The 22,806-nt window shown below is 65.9% G+C and carries 20 protein-coding genes, 1 pseudogene and 1 riboswitch; of the genes and pseudogenes, 13 read left to right on the forward strand and 8 right to left on the reverse strand.

What is annotated here, in order from left to right:
• Positions 1 to 53 precede the first annotated feature (53 nt).
• The 4 genes from ABE464_RS04105 to ABE464_RS04120 are packed head-to-tail and all read left to right on the forward strand — an operon-like array spanning position 54 to position 6,129.
• Entirely contained in the window at positions 54 to 1,487 is a 1,434-nt protein-coding gene (locus ABE464_RS04105) for a DcaP family trimeric outer membrane transporter (protein WP_346470858.1), read from the forward strand.
• 51 nt (positions 1,488 to 1,538) lie between these two features.
• Positions 1,539 to 2,888, forward strand: a complete 1,350-nt coding sequence (adiC, locus tag ABE464_RS04110) for an arginine/agmatine antiporter (RefSeq protein ID WP_346470859.1) — start codon at positions 1,539 to 1,541, stop codon at positions 2,886 to 2,888.
• A 21-nt stretch (positions 2,889 to 2,909) separates the two neighbouring features.
• Positions 2,910 to 5,198 carry an Orn/Lys/Arg decarboxylase N-terminal domain-containing protein gene (locus ABE464_RS04115; RefSeq protein ID WP_346470860.1) on the forward strand — a complete coding sequence of 763 codons (2,289 nt, stop codon included), beginning with the start codon at positions 2,910 to 2,912 and terminating at the stop codon, positions 5,196 to 5,198.
• Positions 5,199 to 5,226: 28 nt separating this feature from the next.
• On the forward strand, positions 5,227 to 6,129 hold the full coding sequence (locus ABE464_RS04120) for a cation diffusion facilitator family transporter (protein ID WP_346470861.1): 903 nt from the start codon (positions 5,227 to 5,229) through the stop codon (positions 6,127 to 6,129).
• Between the two features lie 16 nt (positions 6,130 to 6,145).
• On the opposite strand, the gene ABE464_RS04125 is transcribed toward ABE464_RS04120, so the two are convergent.
• The gene (locus tag ABE464_RS04125; RefSeq protein WP_346470862.1) at positions 6,146 to 6,721 is read right to left on the reverse strand and encodes a hypothetical protein; all 576 of its coding nucleotides are present in this window, start codon (positions 6,719 to 6,721) and stop codon (positions 6,146 to 6,148) included.
• A 177-nt stretch (positions 6,722 to 6,898) separates the two neighbouring features.
• Between ABE464_RS04125 and ABE464_RS04130 the strand changes: the two genes are divergently transcribed.
• From ABE464_RS04130 to map, 3 genes are all read left to right on the forward strand, one after another.
• Positions 6,899 to 7,330, forward strand: a complete 432-nt coding sequence (locus tag ABE464_RS04130; RefSeq protein WP_346470863.1) for a RidA family protein — start codon at positions 6,899 to 6,901, stop codon at positions 7,328 to 7,330.
• A 76-nt stretch (positions 7,331 to 7,406) separates the two neighbouring features.
• Entirely contained in the window at positions 7,407 to 7,619 is a 213-nt protein-coding gene (locus tag ABE464_RS04135) for a ParD-like family protein (protein ID WP_088433419.1), read from the forward strand.
• Entirely contained in the window at positions 7,616 to 8,383 is a 768-nt protein-coding gene (gene map / locus ABE464_RS04140; protein ID WP_346470864.1) for a type I methionyl aminopeptidase, read from the forward strand. The genes ABE464_RS04135 and map overlap by 4 nt, the downstream gene beginning before the upstream one ends.
• A 28-nt stretch (positions 8,384 to 8,411) precedes the next feature.
• On the opposite strand, the gene ABE464_RS04145 is transcribed toward map, so the two are convergent.
• Positions 8,412 to 9,188, reverse strand: a complete 777-nt coding sequence (locus tag ABE464_RS04145; protein WP_346470865.1) for a response regulator — start codon at positions 9,186 to 9,188, stop codon at positions 8,412 to 8,414.
• The gene (locus ABE464_RS04150) at positions 9,185 to 10,321 is read right to left on the reverse strand and encodes a histidine kinase (protein ID WP_346470866.1); all 1,137 of its coding nucleotides are present in this window, start codon (positions 10,319 to 10,321) and stop codon (positions 9,185 to 9,187) included. The genes ABE464_RS04145 and ABE464_RS04150 overlap by 4 nt, the downstream gene beginning before the upstream one ends.
• A 183-nt stretch (positions 10,322 to 10,504) precedes the next feature.
• On the opposite strand from ABE464_RS04150, the gene ABE464_RS04155 reads away from it, so the two are divergent.
• Positions 10,505 to 10,882, forward strand: coding sequence for a hypothetical protein (locus tag ABE464_RS04155; protein WP_346470867.1), 378 nt, complete (start codon positions 10,505 to 10,507; stop codon positions 10,880 to 10,882).
• A 36-nt stretch (positions 10,883 to 10,918) separates the two neighbouring features.
• On the opposite strand, the gene ABE464_RS04160 is transcribed toward ABE464_RS04155, so the two are convergent.
• Positions 10,919 to 11,836: a LysR family transcriptional regulator gene (locus ABE464_RS04160; protein WP_346470868.1), complete on the reverse strand. Its 918-nt coding sequence runs from the start codon at positions 11,834 to 11,836 to the stop codon at positions 10,919 to 10,921.
• A gap of 138 nt (positions 11,837 to 11,974) precedes the next feature.
• Between ABE464_RS04160 and ABE464_RS04165 the strand changes: the two genes are divergently transcribed.
• The 5 genes and pseudogenes from ABE464_RS04165 to pnuC form a co-directional block, all read left to right on the forward strand.
• Positions 11,975 to 12,364, forward strand: coding sequence for a RidA family protein (locus ABE464_RS04165; protein ID WP_346470869.1), 390 nt, complete (start codon positions 11,975 to 11,977; stop codon positions 12,362 to 12,364).
• Positions 12,365 to 12,436: 72 nt separating this feature from the next.
• A complete protein-coding gene (locus tag ABE464_RS04170) occupies positions 12,437 to 14,635 on the forward strand; it encodes a hypothetical protein (protein WP_346470870.1) in 2,199 nt (732 codons plus the stop codon).
• Between the two features lie 100 nt (positions 14,636 to 14,735).
• Positions 14,736 to 15,872 carry a phosphotransferase gene (locus ABE464_RS04175; RefSeq protein ID WP_346470871.1) on the forward strand — a complete coding sequence of 379 codons (1,137 nt, stop codon included), beginning with the start codon at positions 14,736 to 14,738 and terminating at the stop codon, positions 15,870 to 15,872.
• Between the two features lie 40 nt (positions 15,873 to 15,912).
• Positions 15,913 to 16,008, forward strand: a riboswitch (TPP riboswitch).
• A gap of 67 nt (positions 16,009 to 16,075) precedes the next feature.
• Positions 16,076 to 18,241 carry a TonB-dependent siderophore receptor gene (locus ABE464_RS04180; RefSeq protein WP_346470872.1) on the forward strand — a complete coding sequence of 722 codons (2,166 nt, stop codon included), beginning with the start codon at positions 16,076 to 16,078 and terminating at the stop codon, positions 18,239 to 18,241.
• A pseudogene (gene pnuC, locus ABE464_RS04185) lies at positions 18,238 to 18,789 on the forward strand (nicotinamide riboside transporter PnuC); the annotation flags it as partial. The gene ABE464_RS04180 and the pseudogene pnuC, both read left to right, overlap by 4 nt.
• A gap of 93 nt (positions 18,790 to 18,882) precedes the next feature.
• Here pnuC and ABE464_RS04190 read toward each other — a convergent pair.
• From ABE464_RS04190 to ABE464_RS04205, 4 genes are all read right to left on the reverse strand, one after another.
• Positions 18,883 to 20,934 (reverse strand): TonB-dependent receptor, encoded by a 2,052-nt coding sequence (locus tag ABE464_RS04190; RefSeq protein WP_346470873.1) that lies wholly within the window; start codon positions 20,932 to 20,934, stop codon positions 18,883 to 18,885.
• Positions 20,935 to 21,077: 143 nt separating this feature from the next.
• Positions 21,078 to 21,311, reverse strand: coding sequence for a hypothetical protein (locus ABE464_RS04195; protein ID WP_346470874.1), 234 nt, complete (start codon positions 21,309 to 21,311; stop codon positions 21,078 to 21,080).
• Positions 21,308 to 22,219 carry a hypothetical protein gene (locus tag ABE464_RS04200; RefSeq protein WP_346470875.1) on the reverse strand — a complete coding sequence of 304 codons (912 nt, stop codon included), beginning with the start codon at positions 22,217 to 22,219 and terminating at the stop codon, positions 21,308 to 21,310. The genes ABE464_RS04195 and ABE464_RS04200 overlap by 4 nt, the downstream gene beginning before the upstream one ends.
• Before the next feature lie 109 nt (positions 22,220 to 22,328).
• Positions 22,329 to 22,745 carry an H-NS family nucleoid-associated regulatory protein gene (locus ABE464_RS04205; RefSeq protein ID WP_346470876.1) on the reverse strand — a complete coding sequence of 139 codons (417 nt, stop codon included), beginning with the start codon at positions 22,743 to 22,745 and terminating at the stop codon, positions 22,329 to 22,331.
• Between the last annotated feature and the right edge of the window lie 61 nt (positions 22,746 to 22,806).

The following is a 22,806-nucleotide window of genomic DNA, read 5'->3' on the forward strand; positions in this document are numbered from 1 at the left end:
CGCCGGCTGGCGAGGGTGCATCCGGCTGTGTACGGGTCATGGAGGATGGGGTGATGCGCCTGCCTGTAGTGATGATCGCGTGCGCGGCAGCGTTGGCTGCCGCACCGGTGCATGCGCAGGATTCGGCCGCATCGTTGCGGCAGGATATCCAGACGCTGCGGCACACGCTGGACCAGATGGAAAAACGCCTGCAGGCGATCGAATCCGGGAGGCCTCCGCCAACCGAGGGGGTGATCAGCGCCCCTGTTGCACCCGGCATGAACAATGTTCCCGCTGCACCCCCGGCCCCATTGACGGCCCAGGCGCAGGTACCGGGCATGGGCCAGGCGATCCTTCCGCAACGCGACTCCGTTGCGGATCCGTCCACCGCCGCATCCCGCCCGGACAGCGCCGCCGGCCCGACCGATCCCGAGCTGAAAGGCTTCTTCGCGATCCCCAGCACCGACACCCTGATCCGCATCGGCGGCTATGCCAAGCTTGATGCGATCGCCGATACGCGTGCGGCCGGCGACCAGGAACAGTTCATCACCTCATCCATTCCGGTCGGCAGCACGCACCGCGATGTCGCCAATTTCACCCTGCATGCCAAGCAGACCCGCTTCAGCTTCGAAGCGCGGCGCCCGACCACGCACGGCAACCTGCGCTTCTATCTGGAGAACGACTTCTTCGGCAGCAGTGACAGCTATCAGTTCCGCCTGCGCCATGCATACGGGCAGCTCGGCAATACCTACGCCGGCTATGGCTATTCGACCTTCATGGATGCCGACAGCCTGCCCGACACCCTGGATTTCGCCGGGCCGGGCGGGGCGGGATACCTGCTGGTGGCCGGCATACACCACAGCTTCGCGATGGGGAAGGGCAACACGCTGACCGTGGCTGCCGAAGATCCGGACACCCAGTTGAGCAACCCTGCCGAGGGGGTCATGCCGGTCGATCAACTGCCGGATGTCACCGTTACCGCCCGCATGGAGCGCGACTGGGGCCATCTGCAGTTGGGTGCGGTCGCACGCAGCCTGGGCTACGACGGTGATGCCGGTGATGGGCGTCGTGTTGCCGGTGGCCTGCAGCTCAGCGGTTCGGCTGCGCTGGGCGAACAGGACCTGCTGTTGTTCGGCATGCTCGGTGGCAAGGGGCTGGCGCGCTACACGGCCGATCTCACCGGCTCGGGCATGGATGCGGTGGTGACCGCAGATGGGCGCCTGCAGGCCTTGTCGCTGTACGGGGGCTTCGTCGGGTATACGCACTATTGGTCGCCGCTGTGGCGATCCAACCTGATCTACGGCCAGCTCACCAGCGGGCGCAACGAGGCGTTGGCCGCCGATGCCTTCCGGCAGAGCCGCTACGGCGTCTTCAACCTGCTCTGGAGCCCGGCGCCGTCCTGGACGATGGGCATGGAACTGCTCTACGGGCAGTTGGAACAGCAAGGCGGACAGCGCGGCGACACGGTGCGGCTGCAGGGCAGCCTGCAATACAACTTCATCAAGTAACTCCCTCCACCCGGCATGACCGGGTCCCTGCCTGGCAAAGGAGCAAGCGTCATGGCACAAGCAAAGAAAATCGGGGTCGTCGGCGCCACCTTCCTGGTGGCCGGCAACATGATGGGGTCGGGGGTGTTTCTGCTGCCCTCCAGCCTGGCCAAGATCGGCACCGCCTCGATCTGGGGCTGGCTGATCACCACCGCCGGTGCGCTGCTGCTCGCCTTCGTCTTCGCCAAGCTCGGCAAGCTGGCGCCCAAGGCAGGCGGGCCGTATGCCCATGCGCGTGACTGGTTCGGACCCTACATGGGCTTCCAGACCAATGCCGTCTACTGGTTTGCCAACTGGATCGGCAATGTCGCCATCCCGATCGCGGCGGTGGGCTACTTCAGCTACTTCTTCCCGATCCTGTCCGAACCCCTGCCGCGTTGCCTGGCGGTGCTGGCGCTGGTGTGGGCACTGAGTTTCGCCAACGTGATCGGCCCGTCCTTCGTCAGCAAGCTGCAGACGGTGACCACCAGCTTTGCGCTGGTGCCGATCTTGGGCATCGCCATCTTTGGCTGGTTCTTCTTCGACCCGACGATCTTCAAGGGCGCCTACAACGTCTCCGGGGAATCCAACTTCGGCGCGATCTCCAGTGCCGCCGCGCTCACCTTGTGGGCGTTCATCGGGGTGGAGTCGGCATCGGTCACCGCCGGCGTGGTGGAGAACCCGGAGAAGAACGTGGCCCGGGCGACGCTGGCCGGCGTGTTCCTGGCGGCGATTGCCTACATCGCCAGCTCTTCGGTGATCATGGGCATGGTGCCCAACGGCGAGCTGCAGGTCTCCGATGCGCCGTTCGCGCTGGCCGCCGCCAATGCAGTGGGTGGCTGGGGCGGAGCACTGGTGAGTCTGTGCGCGTTCGTCGGTGCGGCCGGCTCGCTCGGCGGCTGGATCCTGCTGACGGCGCAGAGCGCCAAGGCCGCCTCCGATGACGGCCTGTTCCCAAGCATCTTCAGCAAGACCAACAAGGACGATGTGCCGGTCAAGGGCGTGCTGATCGTGGCGGTGCTGATGACCCTGGCGGTGCTGGTCACCTCCACCTCCAAGACCGCTTCGGCCCAGTTCGATGTGATCACCTCGGCGGCCGTCGTGCTGACCCTGCTGCCGTACATCTACTCCTGCGTTGCCTGCTACTTCGTGGTCGAGCGCTCGCACACGCTGGTACATACCGGTGCGTTCTGGCTGTTGACCAGTGTCACCGTCGTGTACTGCCTCTGGGCGATCTTCGGTTCGGCCGGCAACATCGTGCAGTACGCCTTCCTCTTCGTGTTGTTCATCACGGTGTTCTATCCGTTCTTCAGCGAGGAGCGTCGCCGCCAGCGCGGCCAGCTGCCTGCGCTCGACGCCGCCGTCCGCACGACGCTTTCGTGATACTGCCCCAGGAGAATCCCTGTGTACTTCAAGTCCCTTGATTACCCGGTCATCGTCATCGATGACGACTACGAATCCCCGCGCATCGGCGGCATCCTGATCCGTGCCTTGGTGGACGAGTTGCGCAAGAATGACCAGCGCGTCCTATGCGGCCTGACCCTGGCCGATGCCCAGGCCGGTGCGCGCACCTATGTGGCGGCGTCGGCCGTGCTGATTTCCATCGATGGCACCGAGGAAAATCCCGAGCAGTTCCAGCGGCTGCTGGGCTTCCTGCGTGAGCAGACAGCCCGCCGCGCCAACCTGCCGGTCTTCCTGTATGGCGAACGGCGCACCATCGAGAAGGTGCCGAGCAAGCTGCTCAAGTTCGTGCACGGCTACATCTTCCTGTTTGAAGACACCAAGAGCTTCATCTCGCGCCAGGTGATGCGGGCGGCCGAAGACTACATGGCGAACCTGCTGCCACCGTTCTTCAAGGCCCTGATCCACCATACTGCCGAGTCCAACTATTCCTGGCACACGCCGGGACATGCCGGCGGCGTGGCGTTCACCAAGTCGCCGGTCGGGCGTGCGTTCCACCAGTTCTACGGCGAGAACACCCTGCGCAGCGATCTGTCGATCTCGGTGCCGGAACTTGGCTCGCTGCTGGACCACACCGGCCCGATCAAGGAGGCCGAGAACGAGGCGGCGCGCAACTTCGGTGCCGACCATACTTTCTTCGTCACCAACGGTACCTCCACGGCCAACAAGATCGTCTGGCACGGCACCGTCGGTCGCGGCGATGTGGTGTTCGTCGACCGCAACTGCCACAAGTCGCTGTTGCACTCGCTGATCATGACCGGCGGCATCCCGGTTTACTTCACCCCGAGCCGCAACGCGCACGGCATCATCGGCCCGATCAGCCTGGATCAGTTCACCCCCGAATCCCTGCAGCAGGCCATTGCGGCCAACCCGCTGGCCAGCAAGGCCTACAAGGCCGGCTCCAAGCCGCGCATGGCGGTGGTGACCAACTCGACCTACGATGGGCTCTGCTACAACGCCGAGAAGATCGCCGAGGAGATCGGCAGCGCGGTCGATTTCCTGCATTTCGACGAAGCCTGGTACGCGTACGCCGCGTTCCATCCGTTCTACGAGAACCATTACGGCATGGCCAAGGGCAAGCCGCGCGAGCAGGATGCGATCATCTTCACCACGCACTCCACGCACAAGCTGCTGGCGGCGTTCTCCCAGGCCTCGATGATCCACGTGCGCAATGCGGCCTCCCGTGAGCTGGATGCCGAGCGCTTCAACGAAGCGTTCATGATGCACACCACCACCAGCCCGCATTACGGGGTGATCGCGGCCTGCGACGTGGCGTCCAAGATGATGGAGGGCGCGGCGGGTGAATCGCTGGTGCAGGAGATGCACGACGAAGCGATCGCATTCCGCCGTGCCATGCTGCATGTACGCGAGGATCTGGGCCGCGACGACTGGTGGTTCAGCGTGTGGCAGCCGGACAAGCTGGAGCGCTCGCTGGCCAAGGGCGATGCGCCGGCCCCGATGGTGGCCAAACGCAGCGAGTGGTACCTGCAGCCGGACGCACACTGGCACGGCTTCGATGGGCTGGTCGACGACTATGTACTGATCGACCCGATCAAAGTGACCCTGCTCACGCCCGGGCTGTCGATGGACGGCGGGATGGGCCAGCGTGGCATCCCGGCCGCGGTGCTGAGCAAGTTCCTGTGGACCCGCGGCATCACGGTGGAGAAGACCAACCTTTACTCGGTGCTGTTCCTGTTCTCTATGGGCATCACCAAGGGCAAGTGGAGCACCCTGGTCACCGAGCTGATGGCCTTCAAGGAGCTTTACGATTGCAACGCACCGTTGACCCGTGCATTGCCGCAGCTCGCCGCCGAGTTCCCGATCGCCTACGCGGGCTGGGGTCTGCGCGATCTGTGCGATGCGCTGCATGCCTTCAACGATGAGTTCGGCGTGGCCCAGGTGATGCGTGCGATGTACGTGGACCTGCCCGAGCCGGTGATGACCCCGGCCGAGGCGTACGACCACCTGGTGCGCGGCCAGATCGAGCGGGTCGATATCGAGCAGATCAGCGGTCGTATCGCCGGCACCATGCTGGTGCCGTATCCGCCTGGCATTCCGACCATCATGCCAGGCGAGCGCTTCGGTGCCAGCGATGAGCCGATCATCCAGTCGCTGCGGATCGCCCGTGAACAGAACGCGCGCTTCCCGGGCTTCGAGTCGGATGTGCACGGGCTTATCATCGATACCGACGGCGATGCGCCGAGCTACAAGGTGGAGGTGCTGAAGATCTGACGCCCGCGCGGAGGACCTTCGGCCAGCGATGGATACAGCACGCGAGCAGCGGGTCCTCACGTTTTCCATCGGGGTGACGATGGCGGTCAGCGCCATCGGCTTCATCGGCGGCCTGTTGGTGGGATCGCAGGCGATCCTGTTCGACGGTGTCTACAGCCTGGTAGATGTGGCGCTGACCCTGGTGGCGCTGTCGGTGCTGCGGCTGGTGGCGCGGGAAGAAAGCCCGCGCTTCCAGTATGGCTATTGGCACCTGGAGCCGATGGTGGAGGCGCTCGGTGGGGCGATCCTGTCGCTGGCCTGCATCTATGCGTTGGCCAACGCGGTGATCGGGCTGACCACCGGGGGGCATGAGGTCAAGGCTGGGCCTGCGCTGCTGTGGGCGGCCGTACTGTGCGTGAGCAACCTGGCCATGGCGGCGTTCGTGCGTACCCGCGCGATGCAGCTGCACTCGGCCCTGCTGTGGCTGGACGTGCGCGCCTGGCTGCTCAGCGGGCTGATGAGCCTGGCCGTGGTGTTGGCGTTCGCCATCGCGCTGCTGCTGCGCGATGGCGAGCACGCCCACTGGATTCCCTATCTGGACCCACTGGTGCTGGCCGCGATCAGCGTCGCGGTGCTTCCCGTACCGCTGCGCAGCGCGTGGAAGGCGATGCGCGAGGTCCTGCAGGTGGCGCCGGATACGTTGGATGCGCGCGTGCAGACCGTTATGAAGGATTTCATCGCCGAGCACGGCTATCTGGATTTCACCAGCCACGTGGCCAAGATGGGGCGCATGCGCTTCGTGGAGATCCACATCCTGACCCGTCCGGAAACGGTGATCGGCACCATCGGCAACGTGGACGCGATGCGCGACGAGATCGCCGAGCGATTGGATGCGCGCGGCAGCGAGTTCTGGCTGACCATCGATTTCACTGCCGATCCGGCCTGGACCTGAGGCCGCGCGCAAGCGCTCAAGGTGGGGCCGTCTGGCTCTCACTGGACGTCGAGATGATGGTTGCGTTCTGCGGCAGAGACACCACGAACGGGTAGCGCGGCAGCAGCCAGGGGTAGTCACGCTCCAGCACGGCTTGGGCGTCATCGCGCCGGTCGGTGAATGCCAGGCTGTGCACCATCACCCGGCGGGCGTCCTGCTGGCTCGGCTCGCCCGTCACGACGTACACATCGCCTATGTAGGTGGCCTTGCCGGCTTCGATCATGATGCGTGGGGCATCGGCCTCGTCGAGGGCGAAAGTCTGCCCTTGCCGGTAGAACAGCAGTCCGATGTAATAGCGCCCGGCCTTGATACGCAACGAGGTGGTGGGCTCGTTGCAGACGATCACTCCCTTGAAACGGTACGGGCCGATCAGCCCCTTGGCTGAAGTGCCCGGCGCGTACAACTGCATGCCGAAGGTGTTCTCCGGGCAGTGGCTGGTGGTGATCAGCAGGCCTTCGTCGGGCTTGAGTGCGGCGCTTTCCTTGAGGTTCTGCGGCCCGGCCAGGCAGGGCAGGGCGACCAGCAACAGCAGTGCAGTCCAGACCATTCTCATCCTGAGCTCCGGTGGTGTTCTTCGTGAACGTGCTTGAAGGAACGTACGACCCGCCCGGATGGCCGGGAGTGCACGAATCATCCATGACTGCACCGCAGCGTTGCAATGCCCTGCGTTGACCTCAACCGAGGTTGAGGCAAGAGACTGCGTACTCATTCCTTGACCAAGCCTCCCCCCATGTTGACCGATGTCCCTGTTGCGCCTGCCGGCCTGTTTGGTTTCATCAATCCGTCCGGGCTGTACGACCCGACCGCGAACGGCTATTCCCACGTTGCCGTGGTGCGGCTGCCGGCCCGCGTGATCCACATCGCCGGGCAGGGCGGGGAGACCGCCGATGGCGCGCTGTCGCCGCGCTTCGAGGCGCAGGTCGCCCAGGCGCTGGACAACCTCAGCCTCGCACTGGCGTCGGCCGGTGCCACCCTGGCCGACGTGGCCAAGCTCACCGTGCTGGTGGTGGATCACGATCAGGACCGGCTCGGCATCTTGTCCGAACAGATCGGCCGACGCTGGCCCTTGGGCCGTGCGCCGACCTGCACGCTGATCCCGGTGCCGCGGCTGGCGTTGGACGGCATGCTGTTTGAGATCGAGGCGACGGCCTACACCCGTTGAGCGACTCCGGGGCGAGCCTTTTACTGTGATATACGAAACATATATGATGTGTATATCCACCTTTTGAGGCTCGCCCATGGGCATCGTCAACATCGACGACGAACTGCACGACAACCTGCGGCGCGCCAGCGGCGTCTCGGGCCGCTCGATCAATGCCCAGGCGGGGTTCTGGATCAAGATCGGCATGCTCTGCGAAATGAATCCGGGCATGAGCTACCAGGAGATCGTCAGCCGTGAACTGCGTGCCGCCGGGGTCGAACCGGGCGCGTTGCGGGTGGCCGAGGCATGATCAAGACCGCTGAAGAACAGGCGCTGATGCGCGCATCGGGACGCCTGCTGGCACAGGTTTTCGAAGCGCTGGACGAGCTTTCGCTGGAGGGCATGAGTACGCTGCAGGTGAACGACTGGGTCGAGCGTTTCATCGTCGATCATCTGCATGCGCGCCCGGCGAGCAAGGGCCAGTACGGCTTTGCGTACGCCCTCAATTCCTCCATCGACAACGTGGTCTGCCATGGCGTGCCCTCACCGGATGTCATCCTGCGCAGCGGCAGCATCGTCAATCTGGACATCACCCTGGAGAAGGACGGTTACATCGCCGATTCCAGCAAGACCTATCTGATCGGCGAGGTGGACTACGCGGCCAAGCGGCTGGTACGGGTCACGCGCGAAGCGATGTGGAAGGGCATCGCGGTGGTGCGCCCGGGTGCAACCCTGGGTGACATCGGTTTTGCGATCCAGCAGCACGCCAAGGCGCACGGCTACAGCGTCGTCCGCGAATTCTGCGGCCACGGCATCGGCCAGGAGATGCACGAAGACCCCCAGGTGCTGCACTACGGTCGGCGTGGCGATGGCCTGGAACTCGAAGAAGGCATGACCTTCACCATCGAGCCGATGATCAACCAGGCACGCGCGGCCATCGACATGAGCGACGACGGCTGGACGGTGACCACCCGTGATGGGAAGCTCTCGGCACAGGCCGAGCACACGGTGCTGGTGACTGCCGATGGAGTCGAAGTACTGACGTTGCGGGCAGACGAGCGCGTGGTGCGCTGAAGCGGCCGCCGGACTAGACTCGGCTGCCTCATTCGTTGCGCGTGGAGACCAGCTTGAGAAACGCCTCGTTCTGATACCGGCTCATGCGCAGCTGCTGGCCGGTGTCCATGGTCACCACGTGGTGGCCGTTGAACCACGGATGGATCGCCTTGACCCGGCGCACGTTGACGATCGCCGAACGATGCACGCGCGCGAAGTACCGCGGATCCAGCCGCGCGGCGAGGGTGGTCATGGTCTCGCGCAGCTCATGCATGCGGTCGACCAGGTGGATCTCGACCGTGTTGCGTGCCGCCTTGATCCAGATGATGTCCTCCACCGCCACCAGCACCACATGCTCATCGACCCGTACCGGGATACGCTGCAGGTAGTCGTCCCGCTGGCGCAGTGCATCCAGCGCCTGCAGGATCTGCGCCGAGGCCTGTGCGCCCACGCCGCTCGCCGCCGACAGCCGCGCCTTCGCCCGTTGCAGCGTGGCGGCAAAGCGTTCCCGGCTGAAAGGCTTGACCAGATAATCCACAGCATTGGCCTCGAAGGCCTTCACTGCATACTGCTCGTACGCGGTGACAAACACGGTGGCCGGCATTCGCGCCGCGCCGACGGTGGCCACCACGTCCATGCCATTGATCGCCGGCATCTGGATGTCCAGGAACACCAGGTCCGGTGAGTGGCTGCGGATCGCGCCGACCGCCGAGATGCCATCGCCGCATTCGCCGACGATATCGATCTCGGGATCATCGCGCAGCAAACGCACGATCGCATGGCGGGCGATCGGCTCATCATCGACCACCAGCACGGTCAGGCTCATGCCGGCGCGATCCCCGGCGTTGTACCCGGGGCGAACTCGGGTGCCTCGTCGGCACTGTCCAATTCACGGAACGGCACGCGGACGCGGCAGGCCACGCCCTCTGGCCAGAGCATGTCCAGCCGGACATCGGCGGCATCGCCGTACAGTTCCTTCAGGCGCAGGCGTGTATTGGACATGCCGATGCCGTGCCCGGCCGATGCGGTCGGTTCGGCCGAAAGGGTGCTGTTGCGGTTGCGCACTTCGATGCACAGCGTGTCGCCATCGCGGCGGGCCTCGATCTCGATCGTGTCGCTGCCTACGCGCTGGCCGATGCCATGGCGTAGCGCGTTCTCCACCAGCGGCTGCAGGATCAGGCTGGGCACCGCGCAGTTCAGCGTGTCCGGAGCGATGTACGTGCGGGTGGTGAGCCGATCCTTGAAGCGGGTGCGCTGGATGCCCAAGTACAGCTCGATCAGGTCCAGTTCCTGGCGCAGGCTGATTTCCTGGCCGTCGTAGTCTTCCAGGAACGCGCGCAGCAGTTCGCTCAGGCGCAGCAGCATGTCTTCGGCCGAGACCTTGTCCTCGTCGAGCAGGGTAATGATCGCGTGCAGGGTGTTGAACAGAAAGTGCGGCTGCAGCTGGGATTTCAGCGAGAGCAGACGCGACTGCGCCAGCTCGGTGGCCAGCTGGCTCGCCTCCAGTTCACGGCGCGCCTTCTCGGCGTGGAAATGGATGGCCTGCTGGATCGCGAACAGAGTCCAGTAGGTCAGCAGCCCGATGGCGAAGTGCTGCTCAAGGAAGTAGCCCAGCTGCTCGAAGAAACCGCTCGGCTCGAACAGGGTGGAGACCATCGCGCCCACGACCATGGCGATGAACGTCATGCCGACGCTGGCCACCGCCTGTGCGCCGAGCCCGTGCAGGCGCCCGCTGCCGCGTACCGGAAAGCGCTCGGCGAGGCGGAAGACCGTGGGTGCCAGCGCAGCCCAGGTGTACCACTGGATCAGCGACCACCGAAGCAGATCCCAGAGGGGTTGTTGGCTGTTCGGTAGACCGGCGTTGATCGAGGTCTGCAGGGCGAACACCACGGCCACTGCCGTCCACAGGGCGAGGTAGCGGGACAGGCGGATCCGGGTGCTGCCGAGGCGAATGTACATGGTCGATTCCGGGCCAGGCATCTCTGGCGACGCTCATCTTAGGCAGGCGGCGGGAGGGCGGGAAGCGCCATGACGGCCCATTACGATTGGCCTGGTCGTGGCGACGATTCGTCCCGGATCGGTTGGCCGATCCGGCCGGCGGGCGCGTGATGCGGGTGTCCATCACCTGACTGGAGCACCGCCATGATCCTGATCCGCCCCCTTCTGCTCGTTTCGTTGCTGCTCGCCGCTAGCGCCCAAGGCGGACAGGCGCGTTACTTGGGTCTGCTCAACCGGGCGTACGACAGCGTGGTGACCGTCGATGTCGCGCCAGCCGGCACGGAAGCGTTTGCGCCGCGGTCGATCGATATTCTTGCGGGTGGCGGCGGCAGCACCATGATCCGCCTGGCCGACGAGGGCTGCCGGTTCGATCTTCGTGTCGCGTTCCGCAACGGGCGACGGGTGGTCTACCGCGATGTGGATGTGTGCAGGGGCGACACACTGGTCATCGCGCCGCTGAAGAAAACACCCGATGATCGTGCGGTTGCGCTGGAGCCACAGACGCCAACGCATGGCCGATAGCAGGGGGGCGCGGCGAGTGCCGTCCGCCGTCCGCGCTTACGGAGGCATACGCGGCATGCGCTGCTCCACCAGCGCCGCGACCCAGTCGATGAAGACCCACAGCTTGACGCTGACATGCCGGTTCGGGGGGAACGCAAGGTGCAGCGGCATTGCACCGATGCGCCACCCCGGGAACAGCCGGACCAGCTCGCCGGCGGCCACGTGCGGGGCGGCCATGTAGTCGGGGAGCCACAGCGCACCTAGGCCCGCCACGCCCGCGGCGAGATACGCATTGCCATCATCGACCGCGAGCAGGTGGTGCCCCTCCACGGTCACCGGTTCGTCGCCGCGCTGGAGGGTGTAGGGCAGAACCGTGCCACTGCGCGAGCGCAGGTAGCCGACCACGCGGTGCTGGGCCTGCTCCAGGTCCTGCGGATGCGCAGGGATACCCGCCTGCTGCAGGTAGGCGGGCGAAGCGTAGATGCCGGCCGGCAGATCGCCGATATGGCGGGCGACCAGCGATTGATCGGTGATTTGTCCACCCCGGATCACGCAGTCCACGTTCTCGTCGATCAGGTCCACGGGGCGATCGCTGACGCCCAAATCGAGCTGGATCTCCGGATAGCGGGCAAGGAAGTCGGGCAGGGCCGGCACCAGCACCAGCCGTGCGAATGGGGCGGGCACGTCCACCCGCAGGCGCCCGCGAGGCGCAGCAGCCGCAGTGGACAGGCTGGTTTCAGCGTCGTCGATGTCGGCCAGCAGCCGGATCACCCGCGCATAGTAGGCCGCGCCATCGGCGGTGACATTCACCTGCCGGGTGGTGCGGTTCAACAGGCGCACCCGCAGCCGGGCCTCCAGGTGCTGTACCAGCTGCGTGACCGTGGTGCGGCTGATGTGCAGTGTTTCGGCGGCCTTGGTGAAGCTGCCGGTTTCCACCACCCGGGCGAAGGCCTGCATTGCGTCTAACCGGTCCATCTGCATTCCACGGAGGCTGATTGTTTGGATTCTACAAACAATGTTGGGCAGACGGCTGCGTTTATCGGGCGCGCAAACCGATCTACTGTGGCCTTTCATTCTTGATGGGCCGGTGTCGGCCCAAGGCAGAGCTGGGTCATGGCTGCACGTGACGTCGTTTTTCCGCCGGGCCGCCAGGCCCTGTACGAGCGCAATCGCTATTCGCCGGCGGTGCGGTCCAATGGGTTCCTGTTCGTGTCCGGCCAAGTGGGCAGCCGCGAGGATGGTTCGCCCGAGCCCGACCTGGAGGCGCAGGTCCGCCGCGCCTTCGACAATCTCAACGCGGTGCTCACCGCGGCGGGCTGCACGTTCAATGATGTCGTCGACGTGACCGTATTCCTGGTCAATCCCGAGCAGATCTTCGAACGCGTCTGGGCCATCGTGCCGGAGTACTGGGGTGAGGCGCCGTATCCCACGCTCACCGGTATCGGCGTGACCTGGCTGTATGGTTTCGACGTGGAGATCAAGGTGATCGCGAAGCTGCCGTAGCAGGCCTTCACGCGGTGACGGCCGGGCGTTGCCGATAGTGGGCCGTCATCCTGCTTCCTGTCGCGGATCCACATGCCCCTGATTCCCGAGCGCGTGCAGCGCTGGCCCCGACCGTGGCGCGTCGCGTTGCTGTCGTTGCTGGTGCTGTACGCGCTGTACCTGCTGGCGGGCAACGTATTCCTCAATACGCCGCTGTTCGATGCGGTCACCAACCGCAAGCCTGAAAAATTCACGATGCAGACCGGGCCGGCACTGACCCTGATGCCCGGGCAGGCGGTGGTCTGGAACATCCGCATGCGCGGGCAGGCCAATCGAACGCAGTATGTGTTCCGCGCTGACCGGGCGAGCGCCTGGATCGATCTGCCGGCGCTGCTGCGCAAGGAGGTGCGCATTCCGCGCATCGATGCCACGGGGGTGGAGGCCGAGGTCGAGCGTGTGGAGAAGGCCATCCCGCCACCACCGCGTGGCGACCGCGGCTGGACGCTGCGCTTCGATGCGATCCACAGCGACACCATCCGCAGCGGGCGCTTTGGCAAGCTGCTGATCGTGGGCCAGGGGCACGGCAACGTCGGTTTCCTTAAGCAGCTCAAGGGCGGCCCGTCGGAGCTGTTCGATTCCACGGCGGGGTTTGATGACGCCCAGGTCAGTGTCGACGGGGTCAACGTGTTGGACGATGCCCATATCGCCGCGCGTTTCCATTTCCCGCGGCACTATCGTGACGACGCACCGGGGCTGCAGAAACTCGGCATCACCTGGGCACAGCTGCAGATCGATGCCCGCAGCCAGGGCCTGCGCATCGATACCGGCGGCCCACACGTCAAGGTGGGTAGCGCGGTCTCCAATGCACGCCTGACGGCGGATGTAACCCTGGAAGAGGGCGCGCTGCGACCGGGCAGCCGGTTGGTCTGGCGGCTTCCCCTGCACGCGGGCGTCAACGCCGATGACCGCGGCCTGCTGTCGCTGCAATTGGATGTGGCGCAGGACATGCGGGTCCAGGCGCGGTTGCCGCGCGACGCGGAGACGGGCAGTGAGCTCAACGCCGATGTCCGGGTGACCGGCCGCAGGATTCCGTTCCAGGCGCCTGCCGAGCTGCTGCCGCGTCTGTCCGGCACGGTGCAGGGTGCATGGCAGTTCCAGTCGCTGAACTGGATCAGCGATCTGTTCGTGAAAAAGCCTTGGTTCCATCTTGATGGGGGTGGCCTGCTCAAGGCGGACGTCATCATTGCAGACGGTGAGCTTGCACCGGGCAGCACGGTGGATATTCCGCAGGTGGCGGCCGTGGCCGAGGTGGCAGGCGTGCGCATGCGGGGCGATGCCCATGCACAAGGCCGGATCGTGGAGGGCGAGCCGCCGCAGGCAGAGCTGAAGGTGCAGATCCCCCGATTCCAGGCCGCGCCGACCAATGCGCCGAAGGCGCTGTTGTTCGATGGCAGACAGCTCGCGCTCACGCTGCGCGGCGATGCGCGTTTGAAGCAGTTGAGTGACGGGATGCGGGCACAGCTGCGCTTCACCGATGCACGGGTGCCGGACCTCACCGCCTACAACCGGTATCTGGGCAACGACAACGTGCGCCTGCTCGGCGGTACCGGCCTGCTCAGCGGTGATGTGTCGCTGGATGCGTCCGGCCGGGTGGGCAAGGGCAGTGCCGATCTGCGCGGCACCGGTGCCCGGCTGAGCGTCGCCGGCATCGCCATGCGCGGCGATGCGCAACTGCAGGCGCGACTGCAGCGTGCGGATTTCGACAGCCGCCAGTTCGATCTCGGTGGCACCACCGTGGACCTGCGCAACATCCATGTAGGCGATGAAAAGAGTGACGGCCGCTGGTGGGGCAAGGTCGCGATCCGCAGCGGCCACATTGATGCCGCCGCGCCGTTCCAGGTGGACGGGCTGGCGGACCTGCGCCTGCGCGATGCCGGGCCGTTGCTCGGGGTATTCGCCCAGCGCAGCGAGTACCCGCGCTGGGTGCTGGGGATGCTGGATTCCGGCGAGGTGCAGGCCAGTGGGCAGCTGCGCTGGCGCAGTGGCGAGCTGATCGTGGAGGACCTGCAGGCCGAGAACGAGCGGCTGTCCCTGCAGGCCCGGCTGGATCTGAGTCACGCCAAGCGGCGTGGCGATCTCTATCTGCGCTGGGGTGTGCTCGGGGCCGGGATCGAGCTGCAGGGCGAGCAGCGCAAGTGGCACCTTGCCGGCGCCCGCGACTGGTATGCCAAGCAGCCGCGGCTGCTGCCGGCCAGGCCGGCCGCAGCGAAACAAGGCGACGGCACACCCTGAGGCAGTGGAGTGCTCCCCCTCTGTGGGCCCGGCTTGGTATCCTCGCCGCGCCCACTGTCTGGTGACAGCGTGCCTCTCGCCGTCATCGACCCGTTATCCCATGAGCAACAGCCCCCACCGCGTCCAAGGCCTCAACAACGATGAGGTCGCCGCCGATTGGCCGGCCATCACCGACCGCGAGATCACCTGGCTGCGCGGGCGGTTCCCGCAGCTGGATGGCCAGTGCCACGTGCTGTGGCACAGCCCCCGGCCGATGTCTGCCGCCGCCATTGTCGAGAGCGAGGGGGGCAGGGTGTTCGTCAAGCGTCATCATGGCAGCGTCCGCAGCGCGGCCGGCCTGACCGAAGAGCATCGTCTGCTCCAGCACCTGGCTGCCCAGGGTGTGCCGGTGGTCGAGGTGCTGCATGACCGCGACGGTACAACGGCCGTCGAACACGATTGCTGGACCTACGAGCTGCATACCGTGGGCTGCGGCCAGGACATCTACCGCGACGCGCCGTCCTGGACGTTGCTGACCGATTCCGCGCAGGCGCGCGAGGCGGGCCGGATGCTGGCGCGATTGCACCGCGCGTCGGCCAGCTATCACGCACCCCAACGCAGCACCCACCTGCTGGTCGCGCGCGATGATCTGATCCGCGCCGCCGATCCCATTGCCGCCCTGCAGGCCGGGCTCGGTGATCGTCCGGGCCTGGCGGCCTACCTTGCGCGACAGGACTGGCAGGCCGATCTGCAGCGGGCGCTGCTGCCCTGGCACGCCGGGCTGGCCGAGCGCCTGCAGGCCGAGCCCCGCCTCTGGGCGCACAACGACTGGCATGTGTCCAACCTGCTCTGGCGTCAGCACGGCGATACGTCCGTCGTCGATACCGTGCTGGATGTTGGCCTGGCCTCACCGACCAGTGCCTTGTTCGACCTGGCCACCGCCATCGAACGCAACGCCATCGCCTGGCTGGCGCTGGAGCGCGGCGAGGCGGCGGTACGTGCGGATATCGCGCTGGCACTGCTGGCCGGTTACCGCGACATCGAGCCGCTGTCTGCCGAGCGCGTGCACCTGCTGGCCGATCTGCTGCCGGTCGTCCAACTCGACTTCGCCCTGTCGGAAGTGGAGTACTTCGAAGCCGTGACCCACTCGCCGGCCAACGCCGACGTGGCCTACCACACCTTCCTGCTGGGCCATGCTGACTGGTTCAGCACCCCGCCGGGGCAGGGCCTGCTGAAGGCGCTGCACGCCGCGGCCTGAGCGACAGGCTCGCTTATCCGTACCATTTGTAGTGAAATAGTCACAGAAGCGGGGGTGCCTGGCGAAACCAGGCTGAGAGAGTCCCTTGGAACCTGATCCGGTTTGCACCGGCGTAGGGAGCTTTGAGCAGCAGGCATACCGCCGTGATGGGTCGGTGCGCGTGCGCGCCTTCGCTTCGTCTCCCCCAGCTGATGACGAATCGAATGAACCGTTGCTTCCGCCCCACGCTGTTGTCCGCCGCCCTCTGTGCCGCGCTGCCCCTCCATGCCAACGATCTCGCGGACGCGCCCGAGCGCTCGCCGACCGAGCTCGCCGCCGTGCGCGTGCAGGCACATCAGCCGGCGGCCACCACCACGCAGACCAGCAGTTTCGGTGCGGGTGACTGGAAGAGCACGCCGGCCTCGGTGAACGTCCTGGGTCGCGACCTGCTGGACAGCCGCCAGGTCCGCACGCTGTCCGAGCTGGCCAGCAACGATGCCTCGCTGGGCGACAGCTACGCGCCGGTCGGTTACTACCAGAACATCGCGATCCGCGGCTTCCCGCTGGATACCGCTACCGGCTACCGCTTCAACGGCCTGGCCATCACCGGCGAGCAGCGCCTGGCGCTGGAGAACATCCAGTCGGTGGAGATCCTCAAGGGCGAGGCCGGCCTCGCCGCGGGCGTGATGGCACCGGGTGGGATCATCAACTACGTGGGCAAGCGCCCGGCCGAGGTCCGCAATGTCACCCTCGGCACGGATTCGGAAGGCTCGCGCTACACCGCGGTGGATCTCGGCCACTGGCTGTCGCCGCGTTTTGGCGTGCGCTTCAATGCCGCCTGGGAAGACAGCGATTCCTACATCGACCATGCCGACGGCCGTCGCAACTTCTATTCGCTGGCCACCGACTGGCTGATCGGCGAGCGTGGCAAGCTGGAGGTGGATGCCAACTACCAGACCAGCGCGCAGCGCTCGGCCTCGGGCTATCAGTTGCTGGGGGCCACCGAGCTGCCGCGCGGCGTGGACCGCAAGCACATGCTGGGCTACCAGGCGTGGCAGCGGCCGGTCGGCATCGACAGCACCAACCTCACTGCATTGCATACCTACGACTTCAGCCCGACGTGGCAATCGCGGGTATCGGCCAGCTACAGCCGCTCGGTGATCGACGACAACGTCGCCTTCGCCTACGGCTGCTACTACGCCGCCGGCTGCGCCGATGGCAGCGTGCCAGGCAACTACTTCGCGCCCAACGGCGACTACGACATCTACGATTACCGCAGCCCGGACGACACCCGCCGCAACCTGGAATTCCGTGGCGAGCTGCGTGGCAGTTTCGCCACCGGCGATGTCCGTCATGAAGTAAGTGTGGGCGCGGATCGTTTCGAGCGCACCGTGGACAAGCGCCGCAACGTCAACGAGTACGTGGGCACCGCCAACATCCACGACGCACAGGTGCCGCAGTTCGAACCTTCACCGCTGATGCCGGGCCCCTCCGCGCGGCGTCTGGACAGTGCGCAGACTGCGGTGTTCGCATTGGACCGGATGAGCCTGGGTGACTGGCAGTGGCTGGCCGGTGGCCGCTTTGTCCGTCTGGACGAGCGTGCCTATGACAAGGGCGGCAACCCGGAGCGCCACAGCCGCCTGTCGCGCTTCCTGCCGCAGACCGCGCTGGTCTGGAAGGCGACCGAGGAGGTCAACGCCTATGTCAGCTACGTGCGGGGCATCTCGCTCGGCCAGGAAGCGCCGTTCTGGACCTCCAACGAAGGCACGTTCCTGCCTGCGGTGCTGTCGCGCCAGACCGAAGTGGGCGTCAAGTACGTGCCCAGCGATGCCCTGACGTTGGGAGCGGCGCTGTTCCGCACCTCCCAGCCGTTCCAGTACGCCAAGCCGGACGGCAGCGATGCGGGCTACATCTTCGTCCAGGAGGGGCAGCAGACCCACACCGGGCTGGAGCTCACCGCCCAGGGCCAGCTCACCGAGCGCCTGTCGCTGACCGCCAGCGCCAGTGTGCTGCGCGCCCGCGCACGCGACGCCGGCACGCCGGACTACGAAGGTCACCAGCTGATCAACGTGCCCAAGACGCGTGCGACCGTGCACGCGGAATATCAGCTGCCGTTCGTGACTGGCCTGGGGCTGACCGGCGGCTGGCGTTACGCCGCTTCCAACGTGGCCACCGCCGATGGCCGCGTGAGCGCACCGGCCTACAGCGTGTTCGATGCGGGCCTGCGCTTCAAACACCATGTGGGTGAGCATCCGGTGACCTGGAACCTCTCGGTGGACAACCTGTTCAACCGCTTCTACTGGCGTGACACCGGCAGCAGCTCGGGCGACTACTACCTGTTCCCGGGTGCACCGCGTCAGGCGCGGTTGTCGGTGACGTTCGCGCTATGAACCCGGCGATCCTGGAATGGTCGGCCGCCATCGTCAGCATGCTTGGCGTGTGGCTGATGACGCGCCGGGTCACCATTGCCTGGCCGGTCGGGCTGATCTCGGTCGCGCTGTACGCGCTGGTGTTCGCCGAGGCACGGCTGTACTCGGACACGCTGCTGCAGGTTGTCTTCGGTGGCTTCCTGGTCTACGGCTGGGTGCGCTGGCGTGGCCAGGCCCAGGAGGACGGCCGGGTTGCGATCGTGCCGCTGGCGCGGATCGCGTTGTGGCGTGACCTGGGCATCGGCGTGGCCTTCGGCATCGCGCTCGGTGCGGCGATGCATTTCTACACCGATGCGGCGTTGCCATGGCTCGATGCGATGCTGGCCGCACTGAGCCTGGTCGCCCAGTGGTGGCAGGCACGGCGGCATACGGCCGCGTGGTGGCTGTGGATCCTGGTCGACGTCGTCTATGTCGGCATGTACATGGTCAAGTCACTGCACGTGACCGCGGTGCTGTATCTGGTGTTCGTCGGCCTGGCCGTGATGGGGTTGCGGGCATGGACGGTGGCGCGCAACGACGCGCTGCTCCACAACGCAGAAGGGCGGCGCGTTTATGTCCGCGCCGCCCTTCGTTGCTTCAGGTCTGCACTGGACCCGGCGCGGTCAGAACCGCGCCGTGGCACCCACGAAGAAGGTGCGTGCACCGCCGTCGTAGTTGTTGCCTTCCTCGATGGTGGAGACATCGCCGAGGTTGAGCACGCCCGCGCGCACGGTCAGGTGCTCGTTGACGTCGTAGCCGGTGACCAGATCCCAGGTGGTGTACGCCTTGGCAAACGTGGCGCTGGTGGAGGACACCAGCTGTTCGCCGATGTGCTGCGCGCTCAGGTTGAGCGACCAGGCATCGGTGACCTGCCAGTCCAGCGAGGTGTTGGCGGTCAGCTTGGGCACCACCAGCAGACTCGCACCGGTGGTGCGGTTCTTCGATTCCAGCATGCGCGTGGCGTTGGTGATCCAGTTCAGTCGCTCATGCAGGGGCACGGTGACGCTGGCTTCCACGCCGCGGGTGCGGGCCTTCTGGATGTTCTGCGCGACCGTCCACCAGAACCCGTTGACGAAGCTGGTCGTCTGGCCGGGAATCTCGCGCAGCGGAACCTGCTGGATCTTGTCATCGAAATCGGTGAGGAAGTAGGTGGCCGAGGCCGACCAGCCGTTCTTGTCGAAGCCGACGCCCAGCTCGTAGTTGGTGCTGGTTTCCGGTTCCAGGTTCGGATTGCCGGCCATGTAGCAGCCGGTGGTGCCATCGGCGCTGACCGAGCGGTTGGTCCAGCCTTCGGCAGTCAGGGCAGTACAGCCGTTGCCACCGGACTGCGTCGCCGCGCCGGCCGTGCCCTGCTTCAGCGTGGGCGCACGGAAGCCCTGCGAGACACCACCGCGCACGGTCCAGTCATCGGACGGGTGCCACACGCCGTAGACGCGCGGGCTCAGGTTGTCGTCGTAGTTGTCGGTGTTGTCCCAGCGCAGGCCCACGGTCAGGATGAAACGCTCGTGCAGGGTGATGTGGTCTTCGGCGAACAGCGCCCAGGAGTCGGCTTCGCTGACCGGGCTGATGCGGCCAGTGCCGGTCCAGGTCACCGGCACGGTGCCGATGGTGTCACTGTTCTTCAGTTCTTCGCGCTTCCATTGGCCGCCCACGTTCAGGCTCTGCTCGAAGCCCCAGTGGAAGCTGCGGGTGAACGCGGTATCGAACACCGTCTCCTTGGAGTGGTTGCCGACGGCGCTGCCCTTGTCTTCGTAATCGTTCTGCACCAACGTCGTCTTGGACGTGGCGGCATCGCCGTAGCGACCATCGTGCATGACCACGTAGCCGGTCTGCACCAGCTTGGACAGCCCCCACGCACCCACCGCACCGGCACCGCTGTTGCGCTGCTCGCCGCGCGAGGCTTCAAAGCCCACGGTGTGGTCGTCGTTGACGCGCCAGTTGAGCAGGGCGTTGGCGTTCTCGGCCTTGTTGCCGGGCGTCTGCCGGCGGCCGGTATCCGATTCGCGGTTGGTGACATTGGCGCCGACGCGCAGGCCCAGGTTCTCGGTCAGTGGGCCACTGAACAACGCGCCCATCTGGGTGGTATCACCCCGGGTGGGGGAATCGGGCTTGCTGTAGTTGAAGGTGACCGAGCCGCCCCATTCGTCGGCGATCTTGCGGGTGATGATGTTGATCACCCCGCCCATGGCATCCGAGCCGTACAACGAGGACATCGGCCCGCGGACCACCTCGATGCGCTCGATCATGTCCGGCGAGAGCCAGTTCAGATCCTGCGGACCCAGATCATCGCGGTAGTTCACGCCCGAGGAATTGCCCTGGCGGCGGCCATCGATGAGGATCAGGGTGTACTGCTCGGGCAGGCCGCGTAGGCGGATCTTGGACTGCGCGCCAGACAGCGCATAACCGCCGGTCACGCCGGGCACGGTGCTCAGCAATTGGCCGATGCTGCTGACCGGCTTGCGTTCGATCTCCTCGCGGGTGATCACGCTGATGCTGGCTGGAGCGTCCTTGATCCACTGCTGGGCGCCGGTGGCGGTGACAACGACCGTGTCCATCTGCCTGGTCGAGGCGGCATCTGCGGAGGCATCTGCATGCGCCTGGCTGGCCAGGGCAAGACCGATGGCGACAGTCAGGGTGGCAACGGAACGACGGGAACGGGGAGAGGGGGGCAACATCGACGCAGTACTCCTGGGAAAGAGGGGTCCGCTGGCGATGGCTTGGGGACGTCCGTGTGGGGAATTTCAACAACTCTTAACAATCGTATCACGAACCATTCGCATTTGAAATGTAAGGATACGTTTGCTGCAGGTCCCCTGCGTCAGCGCCAGCTGGGCGGTTCTCCTTTCTTCCAGCAGATCAGTACAAGCGCCGCCACGACCGTCCAGGTGCACACCTGGAACGCCACGGGTTCTTTGAAGGGCGAGAACACGAACGGACACGCCACCAGCAGCGCAAAGGCGATGGTGTAGACCACCCATCCCTGCCAGGCGCACGGCAGGCCCCATCCCCAGCCATGAAACCGCGCGACAAACCAGTAGTGTTTCTCTTTCATTCCACCAAGACCAGTTGTCCGGCAACAACCGGCCGCAGTGCCAGCTTGTGGGTGATGCTGGTGATGGTCCGGCGCGGATCGGTCGGGTGCGGCCGCGAGGCGGTGCTGCTTCTCCCCTGGCGCCATAGCCCGAACATGACGATCTCCGCGCCCACCGGGAAGGACTTCAGCCATGCCGCATCGGAGTGCCCGATACTGACTTCGTAGAAATCCCTGCGGTCGGTCACGCCGGTGTGTTGATACTTCGGCTCACAGTTGAGGAAGGTCACGCCCTGGGAGTCACCGGGCTGCAGCATTCGATGTGACCGCACCGTTCCGAGCAGCGCCATCGGCAGCTCGCTGGATGCCGTGCCAAGCCGCTCCCATGCCTCGTCGTAGCGATCCTGCCCGTAGAAGAAGTTTGCCCAGTCGACTCGCTTCTTGCCCAGGCGCAGCGTCAGCTGCGCGCTCAGCAGCGTGGCCTCCCCGCACATCGCCTGCAGGATCAGCAGGTTGGTGAGGGTGCGCAGGTGGCCGTCGAGCGGCGCGTCTGCCGGGGGAAGGGTCGGCACGGCGCTACCGCGCTTTAGGGCCTGCTGGAGGATAAGCAGACGCAGCTCATACGCGCCGTCACCCAGGGCAGGCAGAAACTCGGGATCGGCTCCACTGGCGAGCAGGGTCTGCAGATGTGCGCGGGCGTTGTAGCGGCACCCAGGCAGGTGCTCAGCCCCCTTGTTCAACGCGATGTACGCAGGAACCGAGGCGGGAAGGGCACCGTCGGCACCGCTCCTGTCGTGCGCGGAGACGAACCGCACCGGCACGTTGCAGCCATCGCAGAGCAACGTCGGCAGGGTCTGCTGCGTGTCATGACGCTTCTGCAGGTCCGCCACCCGGTGCAGGGTGCCGTGCGTTCCCACGGCCTTGCGCATCTTGATTCCGCGACTCATCTGCAACCACTGCTTCGTTCAATGGCGACCATCATAGTCGCTTCGATCCAGCGCCCTGCGTCGCGAGCCGCAGCCGGTGTCCAGCAGTCGCTCAGCCCGGGTAGGACGGGAAGCGCTGATCCGGGTGTGTCTTCTTCCATTCGGTATGGGCGACGGTGCCCTCCCAGGCAAGGAAGGCACCGGGGATGCGCCCGCGGCCGGACCAGGTGGCACCGCTGTGCGGGAGCCAGAAGCGCGGCGGCAGCGCTTCGCGGGGGACTTTCGCCGGCTTGGCGCGTGCAACGGCGCTGGCCGATCCCTCGCTGCCCACCGCTGCCCGGATCCTGCGCTGTTGTTCCGGGCTGAAATCGGCGTAGGAAGCGGTGAGCAGCACGAGTGCGCGCTCGAACGCCTCCTTGGTGGCGGCCCGCAGCAGTGCGCTTTCATCCATTCCCGATCGCGCTACCGCAGCTGCCAAGGTGGCCTTCATCTTCGACGCGGACGGGGTGGTGGAGGGCTTGCGGGGCATGGAATTCCAAAGAAGAAGGGACTGACGGTGGGCACCATAGCAAATGCCGGTGTGAAGTCAT

Source organism: Stenotrophomonas sp. TWI587, from assembly GCF_039674145.1.
In the GTDB taxonomy this organism is placed as follows: Bacteria; Pseudomonadota; Gammaproteobacteria; order Xanthomonadales; family Xanthomonadaceae; genus Stenotrophomonas; species Stenotrophomonas maltophilia_AY.